The organism is Pseudomonas sp. PSPC3-2 (genome assembly GCF_049897085.1).
Classification (GTDB): Bacteria; Pseudomonadota; Gammaproteobacteria; order Pseudomonadales; family Pseudomonadaceae; genus Aquipseudomonas; species Aquipseudomonas paraveronii.
This window is the reverse complement of record NZ_JAFCVO010000009.1, coordinates 169,891-188,068: the sequence shown is the minus strand read 5'-3', so window position 1 is coordinate 188,068 and position 18,178 is coordinate 169,891. Positions and strand designations below refer to the sequence as shown.

Here is an 18,178-nt window from a genome sequence, read left to right as displayed (position 1 = left end):
TTCCCCTTCTATATAGAGAAGGAAGAACATTCACCAACGAAAACGCAGTTGCGCCTGCGGCTCAGGGGCGGCGGCCGGCTGTGTAGCGTCCACCGGCGGTTGCTGAGCCGGCGCCTCACCTGCGGGAATCTCCTGCAACCTGGCCAGACTCAACTGAGTCCGCAACTGATCGGCGCTGCCATTCACGCGATACACAATACGATTGCCATCCACGCGCTGCGGCTGGCCGCCAAACGGCTCAAGCAAGTGGCCCAGCGCGGCGTAGCGTTCCAGGGTCATGCCCTGCACTTCCAGCAATTGCTCGGTGCTCACACCCGGCTTGACAGCAAAGCGCGGCGCCAGTTTTTGGCTGACGGCCAGCATCACGGCATCGGCCACGGCGGCGGTGTCGGCCCCTTGCGCAGTGCCCTGCTCGCTCTTGTCGCCCAGCCACAGGCGCCATTTGGCCTGCCATTGGCTGCCTTCCTGGCGCGCATGCACCGCGAGCATCGCATCGGCGCCGTAGCGTTCCGAGGCCGCACGCAACGGCGTGGCGTCCGCGCTTTCCAGATTCGGCGCGGTGGCAACCACCTGCTCATCCAGATCCCCCAACGGCAGGCGCAGCGGCAAGCCGCGGTGTTGCGCCGCGCGCCGCAACGCCTGGGCGATGGCCTGGCCATCACCCACCAGGCTGCTGCCGTCGGTCGAGTCGTTCAGCCACCAACCGAGGATCGACGGCCGATTGCTGCCCCAGATCGACAAGCCCGCGCCACGCAACGCGCGATCGGTGCTGACCGGATCGAAATCCACTTGCAGGCTTTCCGGCGGGCCGGCGTCGTAGCCGTATTGGCTGATGATTTGTTGCGGGTCCTTGCGAACCGCCGCCAGGCCCGGGCCATCGACGGCCTTGGCGTCGCCAGTCAGGCGGAGCACCAGGGTTTGAACGGCGCGCTGGGTCGCCTGGTCGCGTTCTTGCGGGGACTGGCTGCTGACCGGTTCGAGTACTTGATAAAGACCATTGAGGGTTTCGGCATGACTCGCCAGGCTGACCAACGACAAGCAGCCTACAAAAAAGACATTACACAGACGCATGGAAGATTCCCGAACGACAAAATTAGCGGCTGGAACAGACCGCGTGATCTCGGTTTGCCAAGGCTGTGACCACAGCGACCGGCAAAACATTCACGGAGTCTCGGTAAGTTTTCCTACTGTCATAACGATAGCGGCTTCAAGGCTATACCTTAATACGCACCGAAGCAGAGCCGATTAGCATTTTTTTAACCGGCTTTTTAACCTATATGGCCCTGCCCGTCGGCCCGAGGATGGCCGCTGCCCCTCAAGCCTGATAAAATCGCGCGCCTTCGCAGACCGTCAGCGGCTGGGCCTTTTTCACAAGAGCCCTTGCCCACTCGGTCGTTACCCCTGAATCCCCCCTAAAGGCCTGGATCATGAGCAAGCAACCCTCCCTGAGCTACAAGGACGCCGGTGTAGACATCGACGCCGGTGAAGCATTGGTCGAACGCATCAAGAGCGTCGCCAAGCGCACTGCGCGCCCCGAAGTCATGGGCGGCCTGGGCGGTTTTGGCGCCCTCTGCGAAATCCCGGCCGGCTACAAACAGCCGGTGCTGGTCTCCGGCACCGACGGCGTGGGCACCAAGCTGCGCCTGGCACTGAACCTGAACAAACACGACAGCATCGGCATCGACCTGGTCGCCATGTGCGTCAACGACCTGGTGGTGTGCGGCGCAGAGCCGTTGTTCTTCCTTGACTACTACGCCACCGGCAAGCTCAACGTCGAGACCGCCACCCAGGTGGTCACCGGTATCGGCGCCGGCTGTGAATTGTCGGGTTGCTCCCTGGTCGGCGGCGAAACCGCTGAAATGCCGGGCATGTACGAAGGCGAAGACTACGACCTGGCCGGTTTCTGCGTCGGCGTGGTAGAAAAAGCCGAGATCATCGACGGCTCCAAAGTCGCTGCCGGCGACGCCCTGCTTGCCCTGCCATCGTCCGGCCCGCACTCCAACGGTTACTCGCTGATCCGCAAGATCATCGAAGTGTCCGGCGCCGACATCGAAAACATCCAGCTCGACGGCAAGCCACTGACCGACCTGCTGATGGCCCCGACGCGCATCTACGTCAAGCCACTGCTCAAGCTGATCAAGGACACGGGCGCGGTCAAAGCCATGGCCCACATCACCGGCGGCGGCCTGCTGGACAACATCCCGCGCGTCCTGCCAAAAGGCGCCCAGGCGATTGTCGACGTGGCCAGTTGGCAGCGTCCTGCGGTATTCGATTGGCTGCAAGAGAAAGGCAACGTCAACGAAACCGAAATGCACCGCGTGCTGAACTGCGGCGTGGGCATGGTGATCTGCGTGGCGCAAGAGCACGTGGAAACCGCGCTGAACGTACTGCGCGAAGCCGGCGAGCAGCCTTGGGTCATCGGCCAGATCGCCGCTGCTGCTGAAGGCGCGGCTCAGGTTGAACTGAAGAACCTTAAGGCGCACTGATGCCTGCAACCTGTGATGTCGTAGTGCTGCTCTCCGGCACCGGCAGTAATTTGCAGGCCCTGATCGACAGCACGCGCACCGGCGACAGCCCGGCGCGCATCGCTGCGGTGATCTCCAACCGCAGCGACGCCTATGGCCTGCAACGCGCCAGGGACGCGGGCATTGCCACGCGCACCCTGGATCACAAGGCTTTCGAAGGTCGCGAGGCCTTCGACAGCGCCTTGATCGAACTGATCGACACCTTTAACCCCAAACTCGTGGTACTGGCCGGCTTCATGCGCATCCTCAGCGCAGATTTCGTGCGGCACTACGCAGGACGGCTGCTGAATATCCACCCTTCCCTGCTGCCCAAGTACAAAGGCATGCACACCCATCAGCGCGCCCTCGACGCGGGCGACAGCGAGCATGGCTGCAGTGTGCATTTTGTTACGGAGGAACTCGATGGCGGGCCTCTGGTCGTACAGGCAGTGGTTCCGGTAGAGTCTGACGACTCGGCGCAGACGCTTGCGCAACGGGTTCATACCCAGGAACACAGGATTTACCCGCTGGCTGTTCGCTGGTTTGCCGAGGGGCGGTTGATTCTTGGTGAACAGGGTGCATTATTGGACGGTCAGTTACTCGCGGCCAGCGGCCACTTGATTCGAACCTAGGAGATTTTATGCGTCGCGCCTTGCTCTTCGCTTTTGCGCTGTTCGCCTTGCCTGCGGTGCAAGCAGCAGATTTACATCCTTTCTCCGCCAGCTATACCGCCGACTGGAAACAGTTGCCCATGAGCGGCTCGGCCGAACGCAGCCTGACCCACAATGGCGACGGCACTTGGACCTTGAACTTCAAGGCGTCCATGATGATCGCCAGCCTCACCGAAACCAGCGTGATCCACTTCGACAAGGACGCCCTGCAACCGAAGAGCTACACCTTCGAACGCGGCGGCCTGGGCAAGGCGAAGAAGATCAACCTGGACTTCGACCAGACGGCCAAGAAAGTCACCGGTTTTGAAAACAAAGATCCGGTCAACGTCGCCCTGCAAAGCGGCATGCTCGACAAGTCGACCTACCAGTTGGCGCTGCAGCGCGATGTCGCGGCAGGCAAGAAGAGCATGAGCTACAACGTGGTTGAAGGCACCGACGTCGACACCTACGACTTCCGCGTGATCGGCCCGGAAAAGGTCCAGACCAAAGCCGGCTCCATCGACGCGATCAAGGTCGAGCGCGTGCGTGACCCAACCCAAAGCAAGCGTATCACCCAGATGTGGTTTGCCAAGGACTGGGGCGGCATCCTGGTTGCTCTGCGTCAGGTGGAAACCGACGGCAAGGAATACAACATCATGCTGCTAGACGGTACGGTTGACGGTCAGTCTGTCAAAGGTAGCTGATAGCGCTGATGCGTTGAAAAGAGCCTCGCGCAATGCGGGGCTTTTTTTCGCCTGGGATTTTTTAGGCAAGGCCACTATCGCCATCGCGAACAACGCCAATCCAATATTAAAGCCTTACGCCAAGATGAAACTTTTGTCATAAAACTCAGCAGCCTGCGGCGCAATGTCGCGGTTTACGCGGCCTGCTGGATTGTTGCGATTACTGCAAAGAACTGTTGCAGGAAAAATCAGTTTACGTAGCAAGCTAACAAAACATATAACAAACGCCTGCGACGACTTGCCGCAGATCAACCAGAGATTGGAGCAAGCAGATGACTGTAAAAGTAACTGAACGCGACGACGAACATATGTCCCACGAAGCATTGGGCCATGGGATTCACATCTGGGATGTACACCAACAAGACCTGCTGGTCGGCATGTTTCATAACGAGAGCGACGCTCATAATTATAAGAACGAGCTCGAAAGCCTTGAGATGAAACGCCAGGCACAAAGCGTCTGAATATTTGTAAGACAGGCGCCAGGCCCACGCAGCTTGGCTGCCTGAAAACAAAAACCCGCCTTTGAGCGGGTTTTGTTGCCTCTACAGCCTCACCACATCAGATCATCCGGGATCTGGTAGGCGGCGTATGGATCATCCTCATCCGGCACCTGGCTTTCCGTCAGGATATTGAGCTGGACGATACGCTCCGGCGCGCGCTCCTGGATCTTCAGTGCCGCTTCGCGCGGAATCACCTCGTAACTGCCAGCGTGATGCACGATCGCCAGGGAGCCGTTGCTCAGCTTGTTACGCATCAGCGTGTTGACCGACAGACGCTTGACCTTCTTGTCATCCACGAAGTTGTAGTAGTCCTCGGTGGTCAGCTTGGGCAGGCGCGAGGTCTCGATCAGTTGCTTGACTTGGGCCGTGCGGGCCTTGGCCTCGGCCTTTTCCTGCTGCTGGCGGTTCAGCTCCTGGTCGCGCTTGACCTTCTCGGCCATCGCTTCCTGGGCCAGGCGTGCCTGGGTGTCATCGGCCTCGGCCTGGCCCTTGTGGACCAGACGTTGCTGTTTCTGTTTGTCTTTGCCGACCTGCTTGGCCTGCTTTTGGTTGACCAGACCTGCTTTGAGCAACTGGTCGCGAAGGGAAAGGCTCATGGTGCTTACTCACTTAGGCAACTGCTCAACCGCAGCTGGACACATTCTTTTCCTGGCGTTTGGCTTCGCCCCACAGGGCGTCCAACTCTTCGAGGGTGCAATCTTCCATGGATTGGCGCGTATCGCGCAATGCCTGTTCGATAAATCGGAAACGTCGCTCGAACTTGGCATTGGCACCGCGCAAGGCAGTTTCCGGGTCGACCTTGAGGTGCCGGGCCAAGTTGACCGCCGCAAACAGCAGGTCACCGACTTCATCGGCGATGGCCACTGCATCGTTATCGGCCATGGCTTCGAGCACTTCATCCAGCTCTTCGCGGACGTTATCCACCACCGGCAAAGCAGCGGGCCAGTCGAAACCGACCTGGCTGGCGCGCTTTTGCAATTTGGCGGCACGGGACAGGGACGGTAAAGCGGTGGGCACATCGTCGAGTAGGGAAAGTTGCTCAGGAGCGTCGGACTTTTCTGCACGCTCCTCGGCCTTGATCTGCTCCCAGCGCGCCTTGACCTGCTCCTCGCTCAGTTGCGCGACATCCAGCGGCGCGTACAGATCGCCGGTGGGGAATACATGGGGATGACGTCGAATCAGCTTGCGGGTGATGCTGTCGATCACTCCGGCGAACTCGAAGCGCCCTTCTTCGCGCGCCAGTTGGCTGTAATACACCACTTGGAACAGCAGGTCGCCCAGTTCGCCTTGAAGGTGATCGAAGTCGCCGCGCTCGATGGCGTCGGCGACTTCGTAGGCCTCTTCCAGGGTGTGCGGGACGATGCTCGCGTAGGTTTGTTTGATGTCCCACGGGCACCCGTACTTCGGATCGCGCAGGCGGCTCATCAGGTGCAGCAGATCTTCAAGTGAATACATCATTCTATTTCCGATCAGGTATGAACACAGCCGATCAAATGTGGGAGGCGGCTTGCCCCCGATTGCGGTGGGTCAACCAAGAATCTGGTACCTGACACTCCGCTTTCGGGGACAAGCCCCTCCCGCCTTTCAGACTGTGTTCATCCAGATGCTCATGGGGTGCGGTTGCGCCGGGTTTCGATGATGTTCGGCAACTGGGAAATCCGCCCCAGCAACCGCCCCAACGCGTCCAGCCCCGGAATCTCGATGGTCAGGGACATCAACGCGGTGTTGTCCTCCTTGTTCGAGCGGGTATTGACGGCCAGCACGTTGATCCGCTCATTGAGCAGCACTTGCGACACGTCACGCAGCAGGCCGGAACGGTCGTAGGCACGGATGATGATGTCCACCGGATAGGTGAGCACCGGCACCGGCCCCCAACTGACCTGGATGATCCGCTCCGGCTCGCGCCCGCCCAACTGCAGCACCGAGGCGCAGTCCTGGCGGTGAATGCTCACGCCACGGCCCTGGGTGATGTAGCCGACAATGGCGTCGCCCGGCAGCGGCTGGCAGCAACCGGCAATTTGCGTCATCAGGTTGCCGACGCCCTGGATCTGGATATCGCCACGCTTGCCAGGCTTGTAGCCGGTGGCTTTGCGCGGGATCAGTTCCAGCTGTTCGTTGCCCCGCTCCGGCTCCACCAGTTGCTGGGCCAGGTTGACCAGTTGCGCCAGGCGCAGGTCGCCGGCACCGAGAGCGGCAAACATGTCTTCGGCGATCTTCATGTTGGCTTTTTCAGCCAGCTTGTCGAAATCCACCTGGGGCAGGCCCAGGCGCGCCAGTTCGCGTTCGAGCAGGGTTTTGCCGGCGGCGACGTTCTGATCGCGCGCCTGCAGCTTGAACCAGTGGACGATCTTCGCCCGCGCCCGCGACGTGGTGATGTAGCCCAGGTTCGGGTTCAGCCAGTCGCGGCTCGGCGTGCCGTGCTTGCTGGTGATGATCTCGACCTGTTCACCGGTCTGCAGGCTGTAGTTGAGCGGCACGATGCGCCCGTTGATCTTGGCGCCCCGGCAGTTGTGGCCGATTTCGGTGTGGACGCGGTAGGCAAAGTCCAGCGGTGTGGCGCCCTTGGGCAAGTCGATAGCGTGGCCGTCGGGGGTGAAGATGTAGACCCGGTCCGGTTCGATATCCACCCGCAGTTGTTCGGCCAGGCCGCCGATGTCGCCGAGTTCTTCGTGCCATTCCAGCACTTGGCGCAGCCAGGAGATTTTCTCTTCGTACTGGTTGGACCCGGCCTTGACGTCGGTGCCCTTGTAGCGCCAGTGCGCACACACCCCCAACTCCGCCTCTTCGTGCATGGAGTGGGTGCGGATCTGCACTTCCAACACCTTGCCCTCGGGGCCGATCACCGCTGTGTGCAGCGAGCGATAGCCGTTTTCCTTGGGGTTGGCGATGTAGTCGTCGAATTCCTTGGGGATGTGCCGCCACAGGGTGTGAACGATACCGAGCGCGGTGTAGCAGTCGCGCACTTCCGGCACCAGCACCCGCACGGCACGCACGTCGTAGATCTGGCTGAACTCCAGGCCTTTGCGCTGCATTTTGCGCCAGATCGAATAGATGTGCTTGGCGCGGCCGCTGATGTCGGCGTCGACGCCGGTGGCCTGCAGCTCGGCACGCAACTGGCCCATCACGTCGGTGATGAAACGCTCACGGTCGAGCCGGCGCTCATGCAGCAGCGTGGCAATCTGTTTGTATTGGTCGGGTTCGAGGTAGCGGAAGGACAAGTCCTCCAGTTCCCACTTGATATGGCCGATACCCAGGCGATGCGCCAGGGGCGCGTAGATGTCGAAGACCTCGCGGGCGACGCGGTTGCGCTTTTCGTCGTCGGCGGTCTTCACCGCACGGATCGCGCAGGTGCGTTCGGCCAGCTTGATCAAGGCGACGCGCACGTCGTCGACCATCGCCACCAGCATCTTGCGCAGGTTTTCCACCTGGCCCTGGGTGCCCAGCACCATGGACTGGCGTGGGCTGAGGCTGGCGCTGATGGCGGCCATGCGCAGCACGCCGTCGATCAACTTGGCCACCAGCGTGCCAAAACGCTGGCTGACCAGCGGCAAGGCAATATGCCCTTCCCGCACGCCGCGATAGAGCACGGCGGCGATCAGCGAATCCTGGTCCAGCTTGAGATCCGCGAGGATCTCAGCGATTTCCAACCCGGTACGAAAGCTTGAAGTGCCCTCCGCCCACAGGTTCTTGGCCGCATTGTCTTGCTGTTCAGACTCACGAGCGAACTCGCAGGCTGCTTTCAAGGCTTCACGGTCCAGTGCCGGGTCGACACTGACGGCATGATCCAGCCATGCCTCGAGATTGATACTGCCGTCGGTGTTGATCGGCTGGTGTGCTCTCACCTGTACCATCTTGCTTACCTTCCCTACGACGCACCTTTGATGCGCCAAAAATCATCGCTGACCTGCTTTATCACTAAAGCTCACACACTCCCAGGCAGATCACGGCCCAGGAGAATGCAGGCCAGTCGGATTAAACGGGCGTCCTAGCCCGCTTCAAATAACGCCATCGCCTCGACATGCGCGGTTTGCGGAAACATGTCGAGAATCCCGGCACGTTTTAGCCGGTAGCCCTGCTTGACCAGCTCAACCGTGTCCCGCGCCAGCGTGGCCGGGTTGCAGGACACGTACACCAGGCGCTTGGCTCCCAGAGTGGCGAGCTTGCGCACAGCCTCCAGGGCACCATCGCGGGGTGGGTCCAAGAGTACCGCAGAAAAGCCCTGTTTGGCCCAGTCCGCGTCAGTCAGCGACTGGGTTAAATCGGCCTGAAAAAACTGCACATTATGCAAATTATTGCTGATGGCATTGAGCGCCGCGCGCTCGACCATCGCCTGTACACCTTCCACCGCCACCACTTCGCGCACCTGGCGAGCGAGTGGCAGCGCGAAGTTACCCAGGCCGCAAAACAGGTCCAGCACCCGCTCATCGGCTTGCGGCGCCAGCCATTCAAGCGCCTGGGCCACCATCGCCGCGTTGACCCCGGCGTTGACCTGAACAAAATCGCCCGGTCGATACGCCAGTTCCAGATCCCATTGTTCCAACCGATAGCCAAGGGCCTGGTCAGGCTCGACCGGTTCGGGCTGGCCCTCGCCATGCAGCCACAACTGGGCCTCATGGAAAGCGCAAAATTCGTTGAGGATCAGCAGGTCGGCGTCCGACAACGGCGCCATATGCCGCAACAATACGGCGATGGACGACCCGCTGAACAACTCCACATGCCCCAAAGCCTGAGGTTTGCTCAGGCGGCGCAGCATACCGGGCAAACGCTGCATGATCGGTTGCAAGGCCTGTACCAGCACCGGGCAATCGTCGATGGCGACGATGTCCTGGCTGGCCACGGCGCGGAAACCGACTTCCAGTTTCTTGGCCTTGGCATCCCAGCGCACGGCCACACGGGCGCGACGCCGATAGCCCAGCTCCGGCCCGCTCAACGGCGCGGCCCACTCTTGCGGCTCGACCCCCGCCACACGCGACAGCTGCTCGGCGAGCATGCGCTGTTTCAGGGCAAGTTGTTCAGCATGGGGCAGGTGCTGCACGCTGCAACCGCCGCAACGGCCAAAGTGCGCGCACGGTGCCGGGCGGCGCAGCTCGCTGGCCTTGAACACCCGCTCGGTGCGCGCCTCGACCACTTTGCCGTGGGCGCCCAACACACGCGCTTCGACCTCTTCGCCGGCCAGCGCACCGTTGACGAACCACGTGCGGCCTTCAAAGAACACGATGCCACGGCCATCATTGGCCAGGCGCTCGATGGTCAGGCGTTGCTTTTTGCCCACGGGGATCTGTGGGGCACGGCTGCCGCCCGTCGGTTGGAAGCGCAGGCCTCTCTCGTGCTTGGCCATCAGTTGGGTTCGTCGAAAATGCCGGTCGACAAGTAACGGTCGCCACGGTCACAGATGATCGCGACGATCACCGCGTTTTCCACCTCCTTGGACAATCGCAACATGCCGGCCACGGCGCCGCCAGCGGACACGCCGCAGAAGATGCCTTCTTCACGGGCCAGGCGGCGCGTGGTGTCTTCAGCTTCACGCTGGGCCATGTCGATGATGCGATCTACGCGCGAGGCGTTGTAGATCTTCGGCAAATACTCTTCGGGCCAGCGACGAATGCCGGGGATCGACGCGCCTTCCATCGGTTGCAGGCCGACGATCTGGATCGCCGGGTTCTGCTCCTTCAGGTAGCGCGAGTTGCCCATGATGGTGCCGGTGGTGCCCATGGAGCTGACGAAATGGGTAATCGTGCCCTGGGTCTGGCGCCAGATTTCCGGGCCGGTAGTGGTGTAGTGCGCCTCGGGGTTGTCGCCGTTGGCGAACTGGTCCAGCACCTGGCCACGGCCTTCGGCGGCCATGCGCTCGGCGAGGTCGCGGGCGCCTTCCATGCCTTCTTCCTGGGTGACCAGGACCAATTCGGCACCGTAGGCGGTCATCGCAGCCTTACGCTCGGCGCTGCCGTTGTCGGGCATGATCAGCACCATCTTGTAACCCTTGATCGCCGCAGCCATGGCCAGGGCGATCCCGGTGTTACCGGAGGTGGCTTCGATCAGGGTGTCGCCGGGTTTGATCTGCCCGCGCAGCTCGGCGCGCGTGATCATCGACAGCGCCGGACGGTCCTTGACGGAACCGGCCGGGTTGTTCCCTTCGAGCTTGAGCAACAGGGTATTGCTGGTTTCACCCGCCATGCGTTGCAAGCGGACCAGGGGCGTGTTGCCGACGCAATCGGCGATTGTAGGGTACTGCAAGGTCATGGCGTATTCGCAATCCAGACTGCGGGGACGAACATCATACCGGGAAAGCCTGGCGCGCCATATCACGCAAAGTGCGGTGCTTATGGCTTATAGGAATAAGCGAGTGAAGTGGCGCGCCCATCGGGGGCAAGCCCCCTCCCACATTTGCCCTGTGCTCACCAAAAATAGTGTGTACCCCACAACCCCCTGTGGGAGGGGGCTTGCCCCCGATGGACGCGCCTCGATAAATGGACTAGCCCAAATACCCATCGCCATGATTTCTCTGAAAAACCTCTTCCCCCATCGCCGCGATCTGCCCGTCAATCAGCGCCTCAAACGGCTTGAGCAGCGCGGCAAACGATGTCGGCGCCTCCAACACCTGCAACGCCTGCACAATCGCCTCTACCGTCGACAACGCACCGGGGCCCGGCGCCTTGCGCAGCCGGTAGCGCGAGACGGCCGCCTCGACCAGCGCCACCCTGGGCAGCGCCGCCAGCAGCGGGTTGAGGTGCAACAACTTGCGCGCCTTGCGCCATGTGCCGTCGGGGACCACCAGCAACAACGGCTCGTCACTCTGTCCATAAGCCTGCAGCGGCCGGGCATCGTCAGCGGGAAACAACAGGCGCGCCTGATAACCAGGCGGGTTCAACAAACTCGGCAGATCATCGAATACCTCGCCCACCACCAACTGCGCATTTTTCAAGCCCAACGCCGCCAGCCGCGCGGTATTGAGCGCATGGTTGACCTCGCTCGGGTGCTGCAGCAGTAACACGCGGGTGCGGCTGTCGAGGCTGGGGATCAGCGCGCACAGGCAATGGCTGGTAGGCCGCAGGCAACGGGAGCAGTGGGGTCTGGACATGGTTTTTCAGGCCTGGTTGAGCTGGGTTTTGAGCAAGTCGCGAAAGGTCTGGATCAGCGGTTCACGGCTACGGCCACGGCGCATGATCATCGAGAACGGCGCCTGGTAGCCGAAGGTCGCCGGCAGCAGCACCCGCAGGTCGCCCTTGTCGGCCCACGCCTGGGCGTAGTGCTCGGGCAGGTAGCCGATGTAGGCGCCGGACAGCACCAGGATCAGTTGCGCCTCCATACTTTCCACGGTGGCGGCGCTGTGCTTGAAGCCATGGCGTGCCAGCTCCGCCTGGCTCCAGTAGCCGCGCCCGACCATGCGTTGTTGGGTGATCACCTGTTCAGGGATGCGCCGCTCATTGAACAGCGGGTGCCGGGTGCTGCAATACAACCAGTGCTGCTCGCGGTACAGCGGCATATAGATCAGCCCGCTCATGCGATTGGAAAACGCGCCGATGGCCAGGTCCAAGCGGTTGTCCTGCACGCCCAGTTGCAGTTCGTAAGGGCTCATCACCGACAAATGCAAATGCACCGCCGGGTGCTCCAGGCTGTAGGCGCCGATCACTTCGGCGAACGGCAGGGCCTTGTCGCTGACGGTGGAATCGAGCACGCCGAGCTTGAGCGTGCCACGCAGCTCGCCTTTGAGCGCGGCGGCGTACTGCTCGAAGCCTTCCAGCTCGCCCAGTAGCCTCAGGGTTTCCTGATGGAACAGCTCACCCTTGCTGGTCAGGCTGAACCCGCCCCGGCCGCGATGGCACAGCACCAGGCCCAGCGCCGATTCGAGCTGGCTCATATAGGTGCTGATCGCCGAGGTCGAGAGGTTGAGTTCGTGCTGCGCATTGGCGAACCCCTGGTGGCGCACGATGCTGACAAAGATGCGCAGGAGTTTCAGGTCGGGCAAGGCGTTGGCCATGGTCGGCTCCGGGGAGGTGATCGCAGCAGTCTACCTGCCGGCATTAGTTTAGAAAAATCTGAACTAAGTATTTACCCCTGCCGATTCTTCCCGCCCCAGGCTTTTCGCAGAATCGGCCCCTTATAAACACAACAACGATGAGGCAATCCCGTGGACAAGATTTTCCACCAACCACTGGGCGGCAACGAAATGCCGCGCTTCGCCGGCATCGCCACCATGATGCGTCTTCCCCATTTGCAATCGGCCAAGGGCCTGGACGCGGCCTTTATCGGCGTGCCACTGGACATCGGCACCTCGCTGCGCGCCGGCACCCGCTTCGGGCCCCGGGAAATCCGCGCCGAATCGGTGATGATCCGCCCGTACAACATGGCCACCGGTGCCGCACCGTTCGACTCGCTGTCGGTGGCCGACATCGGCGACGTGGCAATCAACACCTTCAACCTGCTCGACGCCGTGCGCATCATTGAAGAAGCCTACGACGAGATCCTCGAGCACAACGTGATCCCCATGACCCTGGGCGGCGACCACACCATCACCCTGCCGATCCTGCGGGCGATCCACAAGAAACACGGCAAGGTCGGGCTGGTACACATCGATGCCCATGCCGACGTCAACGACCATATGTTCGGCGAGAAGATCGCCCACGGCACCACCTTCCGCCGCGCGGTGGAAGAAGGCTTGCTCGATTGCGACCGCGTGGTGCAGATCGGCCTGCGCGCCCAGGGCTATACCGCCGAAGACTTCAACTGGAGCCGCAAGCAGGGCTTTCGCGTGGTGCAGGCTGAAGAATGCTGGCACCACTCCCTCGCGCCGTTGATGGCCGAAGTGCGCGAAAAAGTCGGCGGCGGCCCGGTGTACTTGAGCTTCGACATCGACGGTATCGACCCGGCCTGGGCACCGGGCACCGGCACGCCGGAAATCGGCGGCCTGACCACCATCCAGGCGATCGAAATCATCCGTGGCTGCCAAGGCCTCGACCTGATTGGTTGCGACCTGGTAGAAGTTTCGCCGCCTTACGACACCAGCGGCAACACCTCGCTGCTGGGCGCCAACCTACTGTACGAGATGCTCTGCGTACTGCCCGGCGTGGTGCACCGCTGATGAGCGCGCGCGAGGTATTGCAGGCCGCCGCCGATTTGGTCTCGGCCTTTGCCCGCAATGATCGCGCGGCCTACTTCGGCGCGTTCACCGCCGACGCCAGCTTTGTGTTCTACACCCTGCCCCAGCCGCTGCTCAGTCGCGATGCCTACCAGGCGTTGTGGGACAGCTGGCGCCGGGACGAGGGGTTCGAGGTGCTGTCCTGCATCTCGAGCAACGCCGTTGTCAGCCTGCAGGGTGATGTGGCGATTTTTATGCATGACGTGGCCACCGAGCTGCGCATGAACGGGGAGCAATTCAATAGCCAGGAACGCGAGACCATTGTCTTCACACGACTAGGGTTAGACGTACAACAAAAACAAGGCCTGTGGCTGGCCTGTCACGAACATTTGTCCGCTATGCCGGAAGGGCTGCCGCCCCCTTAGCCAATGTGATCGGAGCTGATCATGAATAATAAAAACAACGAAAACAGTATTCGTAAGATAGAAACCAACGGGGTCGAACAGATCCCGGACCACGAACGTACCGCCGGGCCCAAGGATCTGTTTCGCCTGATCTTCGGCGGTGCCAACACCTTTGCCACGGCTGTGCTGGGCGCCTTCCCGGTGCTCTTCGGCCTGTCGTTCCAGGCCGGTGTCTGGGCGATTGTGCTGGGCGTGCTGGTGGGTGCGCTGATTCTGGCGCCCATGGGCCTGTTCGGGCCGATCAATGGCACCAACAATGCCGTGTCGTCCGGGGCGCACTTCGGTGTACACGGGCGGATTATCGGCTCGTTTCTGTCATTGCTGACGGCGATTGCCTTCTTCTCACTGTCGGTGTGGAGTTCAGGGGATGCGCTGGTAGGCGGTGCGAAACGCCTGATCGGCCTGCCGGAAACCGACCTGACCCTGGGCCTGGCCTACGGCGTGTTTGCCATTCTGGTGCTGACGGTGTGCATTTATGGCTTTCGCTTCATGCTGTGGGTCAACCGCATTGCGGTATGGGCGGCGAGCCTGCTGTTTCTGTTGGGGATCTTCGCGTTCGCGCCGACCTTCGACAGCCACTTCGCCGGCACCGTCGCCCTCGGCCAGAGCGGCTTCTGGGCCGCGTTTATCGGCGCGGCGCTGGTGGCCATGAGCAACCCGATCTCCTTCGGCGCGTTCCTCGGTGACTGGTCGCGCTACATCCCGCGTGAAACGCCGAAAATGCGCATCATGCTGGCGGTGGTCGCAGCACAGATCGCCACCTTGATCCCGTTCTTGTTTGGCCTGGCCACTGCGACCATCGTCGCGGTCAGGGCGCCGGACTACATCGCGGCCAACAACTACGTCGGCGGTTTGCTGGCGGTGGCGCCGAGCTGGTTTTTCCTGCCGGTGTGCCTGATCGCGGTGATCGGCGGCATGTCCACCGGCACCACGTCGCTGTATGGCACGGGGTTGGACATGTCCAGCGTGTTCCCGCGCCTGCTGTCGCGGGTCAAGGCCACGTTGCTGATCGGGGTGATGTCGATTGCCTTCATCTTCATCGGACGTTTCGCCGCCAACCTGGTGCAAAGCGTGTCGACCTTCGCGGTGCTGATCATCACCTGTACCACCCCATGGATGGTGATGATGATCATCGGCCTGATCGTGCGCCGCGGCTTCTACTGCCCGGACGACCTGCAGGTGTTTACCCGCGGCGAACGCGGCGGGCGCTACTGGTTCAGCCACGGCTGGAACTGGCGCGGCCTGGGCGCCTGGATTCCGAGCGCGCTGGTGGGGCTGTGCTTCGTCAACCTGCCGGGGCAGTTTGTCGGGCCACTGGGCAATCTCGCCGACGGCATCGATATCAGCCTGCCGGTGACCTTGGGGCTGGCCTCGGCGGTGTACCTGACCTTGCTTCGCGTGTTCCCGGAACCGGCTTGCGTATATGGGCCGACCGATCCGCGCAGCAAACGCAAGGACGTGCGCGCTGAACCGGCGCTGCAACAGGCCGCCTGATTCCCATAAAAAAGACAATCGGAGACTCGCCGTCATGGCTTTGGATTTATTCGTCGTACTCATCTACGCCGCCGGCATGCTCGTGCTCGGCTATTACGGCATGCGCCGCGCCAAGACCCACGAAGACTACCTGGTCGCCGGGCGCAATCTCGGCCCGACGCTGTATATGGGCACCATGGCCGCCACGGTATTGGGCGGTGCGTCCACCGTCGGCACCGTGCGCCTGGGATATGTGCACGGCATCTCCGGCTTCTGGCTGTGCGCCGCGCTGGGCATGGGGATCATTGCGCTGAACCTGTTCCTGGCCAAGCCGCTGCTGAAGCTGAAAATCTTCACCGTCACCCAGGTCCTGGAAAAACGCTACAACCCCATGGCCCGCCAGGCGAGTGCGGTGATCATGCTGGCCTACGCGCTGATGATCGGCGTGACCTCGATCCTGGCCATCGGCACCGTGCTGCAGGTGCTGTTCGGCCTGCCCTTCTGGATTTCGGTGCTGCTCGGCGGTGGCGTGGTGGTGGTGTACTCGACCATCGGCGGCATGTGGTCGCTGACCCTGACCGACATCGTGCAGTTCGTGATCAAGACCGTCGGCCTGATGTTTATCCTGCTGCCGATCTGCCTGTACCGCGTCGGCGGCTGGGACGAACTGGTGACCAAGCTGCCGGCGTCGAGCTTCAGCTTCACCGCGATCGGCTGGGACACGATCATCACCTACTTCATGATCTACTTTTTCGGCATCCTGATCGGCCAGGACATCTGGCAACGGGTGTTCACCGCTCGCGACGAAAAAGTCGCCCAGTACGCAGGCACCTTCGCCGGTTTCTACTGCATTCTCTACGGCCTGGCCTGTGCGTTGATCGGCATGGCGGCCCATGTGCTGATCCCCGATCTGGATAACGTCAACAACGCGTTTGCCGCGATCGTCAAAATGTCGCTGCCCGATGGGATTCGTGGATTGGTGATTGCGGCGGCGTTGGCGGCGATGATGTCGACGGCCAGCGCCGGCTTGCTGGCGGCGTCCACCGTATTGACCGAGGACCTGCTGCCACGTTTGCGCGGCGGCAAGCAGTCGAGTCTGAACATCAACCGCCTGTTCACGATGCTGACCGGTATCGCGGTACTGGGCATCGCCCTGGTGGTGAACGATGTGATCAGCGCCCTGACCCTGGCTTACAACCTGTTGGTGGGGGGCATGCTGATCCCGCTGATTGGGGCGATTTTCTGGAAGCGCGCGACGACCGCAGGGGCGATTACGTCCATGACCCTGGGCTTTGTGACCGCGCTGGTGTTCATGTTCAAGGATGGCTTGGACGCGAACACGCCGATCTACTACAGCCTGGCGGTGGCGTTGGTGAGTTTTGTCGGGGTGAGCCTGTTGTCGCGCCGGCCTGAAACGGTGCCCGCTCGGGCGGCCTGAACAAACACCTGGCCTATCACGTTTTCTTCAGCGGGTGCGACGTCGGATGTCGCACCCGTTTTTTTTGCGTGGCGTACAAGACAGGGTGGGGGCGGGTTTGCTCGCTCCTACACAAGCCCGCACCTACATTAATTCTGCGGCATTCCAGTGGCTGCGGTTTAGCGCCGACGTGGACGACGCTGCTCATCATCCGTGCGAATGGGCACCGGCTGCAGCGGGGGCTCGATCAGACCCAGCGCAACGCCAAGGTCGTGGAGCCAGTTTTGGATTTTCTCTTTCATGATTGCCCCCTTTGAGGGTAGTGCGGGTCGGCGGGAATTCGTTCGCCTCTTCCTACAGATAGTAGCCCTAACTCCTACGCATTGCTTCAACGAAACCACAACGAACTATTACTGAATTGATTCAAATGCCGACGGTACGTTCAGGCAATCGCACGGGCGTCTTGCGGCAACTCTGCCTGGCCTTCGCGCTGCAGTTCGATCCATGCGTTGAGATTAGCGCCGAGCATACCCTTTCGCCACATCAGCCAGGTGGTCGCAGTGGCAAAAGGCCCAGATAGGGGATGAACGGACACGCTGTCCTTGCCTGGCAGGCTGTCGAGCATGGATTCGGACATCAGGGCCACGCCGGAACCGGCGATCACACAGGCAAGCATGCCCTGGTAAGACTCGATCTCAATGGCGCGGCCCATGGCCACGCGCTCGTGGGAAAACCACGTCTCCAAACGTCTGCGATAGGAACAACTGCGTCGGAAGGTGAACACCGCACGGCCGGCCACATCCTGGGGACCGTGTACCGGTGGGTGGTCGGCTTCGCAAATCAGCACCAGCTTTTCGTCGCACAGGGGCACACCGTCCAGCGTCGCGAGGGTCAGCGGGCCGTCGACCAGCGCAGCGTCAAGACGCCCGGTGATCAAGCCTTCCAGCAGCTCCCCGCTGGGCGCCGACTGCACCTGCAAATTCACCAGCGGATACGCCTTGTGGTAGCGCGCCAACAGTTTCGGTAAGTGAATCGCGGCGGTGCTGTACATGCTGCCCAGCACAAAGTCGCCGGCCGGTTGCCCGCCTTGCACGGCACCGTGGGCTTCGTCGTGCAGCGCCAGCAGACGGGTGCTGTAGTCCAGCAACACTTTGCCCGCTGGGGAAAGCTGCAGGCGTTGACGTTCACGGACGAATAACTCGACGCCCAGTTGTTCCTCCATCTGCTTGAGCCGGGTCGACAGGTTCGACGGCACGCGGTGCAAGCGCTCGGCAGCGCGGGTGATGGAGCCCTCTTCCGCCACGGCCTGGAAAATGCGCAATTGACTGAACTCCATACCTTTCTCCAAAAC

The 18,178-nt window shown here is 61.7% G+C and carries 18 protein-coding genes; 8 read left to right on the top strand and 10 right to left on the bottom strand.

Annotated features, from left to right (window positions below; translation table 11 throughout):
• Positions 1-30: 30 nt before the first annotated feature.
• Entirely contained in the window at positions 31-1,071 is a 1,041-nt protein-coding gene (locus ACP7CJ_RS16900; RefSeq protein WP_276194256.1) for a DUF2066 domain-containing protein, read from the bottom strand.
• 356 nt (positions 1,072-1,427) lie between these two features.
• On the opposite strand from ACP7CJ_RS16900, the gene purM reads away from it, so the two are divergent.
• From purM to ACP7CJ_RS16880, 4 genes are all read left to right on the top strand, one after another.
• On the top strand, positions 1,428-2,486 hold the full coding sequence (purM, locus tag ACP7CJ_RS16895) for a phosphoribosylformylglycinamidine cyclo-ligase (RefSeq protein WP_247397040.1): 1,059 nt from the start codon (positions 1,428-1,430) through the stop codon (positions 2,484-2,486).
• The gene (purN, locus tag ACP7CJ_RS16890) at positions 2,486-3,136 is read left to right on the top strand and encodes a phosphoribosylglycinamide formyltransferase (protein WP_276194257.1); all 651 of its coding nucleotides are present in this window, start codon (positions 2,486-2,488) and stop codon (positions 3,134-3,136) included. Before purM ends, purN begins: the two co-directional genes overlap by 1 nt.
• An 8-nt stretch (positions 3,137-3,144) precedes the next feature.
• On the top strand, positions 3,145-3,858 hold the full coding sequence (locus tag ACP7CJ_RS16885) for a DUF3108 domain-containing protein (RefSeq protein ID WP_276194258.1): 714 nt from the start codon (positions 3,145-3,147) through the stop codon (positions 3,856-3,858).
• 311 nt (positions 3,859-4,169) lie between these two features.
• Positions 4,170-4,358 carry a hypothetical protein gene (locus ACP7CJ_RS16880; protein WP_247397035.1) on the top strand — a complete coding sequence of 63 codons (189 nt, stop codon included), beginning with the start codon at positions 4,170-4,172 and terminating at the stop codon, positions 4,356-4,358.
• An 89-nt stretch (positions 4,359-4,447) separates the two neighbouring features.
• Here the strand turns inward: ACP7CJ_RS16880 and ACP7CJ_RS16875 are convergent, their stop codons facing one another.
• The 7 genes from ACP7CJ_RS16875 to ACP7CJ_RS16845 all read right to left on the bottom strand — a co-directional run bounded on the left by ACP7CJ_RS16875 (position 4,448) and on the right by ACP7CJ_RS16845 (position 12,375).
• A complete protein-coding gene (locus ACP7CJ_RS16875; protein ID WP_247397034.1) occupies positions 4,448-4,993 on the bottom strand; it encodes a DUF2058 domain-containing protein in 546 nt (181 codons plus the stop codon).
• Between the two features lie 25 nt (positions 4,994-5,018).
• Positions 5,019-5,852, bottom strand: coding sequence for a nucleoside triphosphate pyrophosphohydrolase (mazG, locus tag ACP7CJ_RS16870; protein ID WP_426100114.1), 834 nt, complete (start codon positions 5,850-5,852; stop codon positions 5,019-5,021).
• 152 nt (positions 5,853-6,004) lie between these two features.
• Complete coding sequence (gene relA / locus ACP7CJ_RS16865; protein WP_247397032.1) at positions 6,005-8,248, bottom strand: GTP diphosphokinase; 2,244 nt, start codon at positions 8,246-8,248, stop codon at positions 6,005-6,007.
• Between the two features lie 134 nt (positions 8,249-8,382).
• Positions 8,383-9,735 (bottom strand): 23S rRNA (uracil(1939)-C(5))-methyltransferase RlmD, encoded by a 1,353-nt coding sequence (gene rlmD / locus ACP7CJ_RS16860; protein ID WP_426100059.1) that lies wholly within the window; start codon positions 9,733-9,735, stop codon positions 8,383-8,385.
• Entirely contained in the window at positions 9,735-10,637 is a 903-nt protein-coding gene (gene cysM / locus ACP7CJ_RS16855) for a cysteine synthase CysM (RefSeq protein WP_276194260.1), read from the bottom strand. Before cysM ends, rlmD begins: the two co-directional genes overlap by 1 nt.
• 232 nt (positions 10,638-10,869) lie before the next feature.
• Entirely contained in the window at positions 10,870-11,475 is a 606-nt protein-coding gene (locus ACP7CJ_RS16850) for a tRNA-uridine aminocarboxypropyltransferase (RefSeq protein WP_426100060.1), read from the bottom strand.
• 6 nt (positions 11,476-11,481) lie between these two features.
• The gene (locus tag ACP7CJ_RS16845) at positions 11,482-12,375 is read right to left on the bottom strand and encodes a LysR family transcriptional regulator (protein WP_247397420.1); all 894 of its coding nucleotides are present in this window, start codon (positions 12,373-12,375) and stop codon (positions 11,482-11,484) included.
• A 150-nt stretch (positions 12,376-12,525) separates the two neighbouring features.
• Between ACP7CJ_RS16845 and speB the strand changes: the two genes are divergently transcribed.
• The 4 genes from speB to ACP7CJ_RS16825 are packed head-to-tail and all read left to right on the top strand — an operon-like array spanning position 12,526 to position 16,848.
• The gene (gene speB, locus ACP7CJ_RS16840) at positions 12,526-13,476 is read left to right on the top strand and encodes an agmatinase (protein ID WP_247397418.1); all 951 of its coding nucleotides are present in this window, start codon (positions 12,526-12,528) and stop codon (positions 13,474-13,476) included.
• Complete coding sequence (locus tag ACP7CJ_RS16835; RefSeq protein WP_426100061.1) at positions 13,476-13,898, top strand: YybH family protein; 423 nt, start codon at positions 13,476-13,478, stop codon at positions 13,896-13,898. The genes speB and ACP7CJ_RS16835 overlap by 1 nt, the downstream gene beginning before the upstream one ends.
• Before the next feature lie 21 nt (positions 13,899-13,919).
• The gene (locus ACP7CJ_RS16830; RefSeq protein ID WP_426100062.1) at positions 13,920-15,431 is read left to right on the top strand and encodes a purine-cytosine permease family protein; all 1,512 of its coding nucleotides are present in this window, start codon (positions 13,920-13,922) and stop codon (positions 15,429-15,431) included.
• 34 nt (positions 15,432-15,465) lie between these two features.
• The gene (locus tag ACP7CJ_RS16825) at positions 15,466-16,848 is read left to right on the top strand and encodes a sodium:solute symporter (RefSeq protein ID WP_276194264.1); all 1,383 of its coding nucleotides are present in this window, start codon (positions 15,466-15,468) and stop codon (positions 16,846-16,848) included.
• A 158-nt stretch (positions 16,849-17,006) separates the two neighbouring features.
• On the opposite strand, the gene ACP7CJ_RS16820 is transcribed toward ACP7CJ_RS16825, so the two are convergent.
• Positions 17,007-17,129 (bottom strand): PA1414 family protein, encoded by a 123-nt coding sequence (locus ACP7CJ_RS16820; protein WP_003193089.1) that lies wholly within the window; start codon positions 17,127-17,129, stop codon positions 17,007-17,009.
• 140 nt (positions 17,130-17,269) lie between these two features.
• Positions 17,270-18,163: a putrescine utilization regulator PtrR gene (ptrR, locus tag ACP7CJ_RS16815; RefSeq protein ID WP_276194265.1), complete on the bottom strand. Its 894-nt coding sequence runs from the start codon at positions 18,161-18,163 to the stop codon at positions 17,270-17,272.
• Positions 18,164-18,178: the final 15 nt, after the last annotated feature.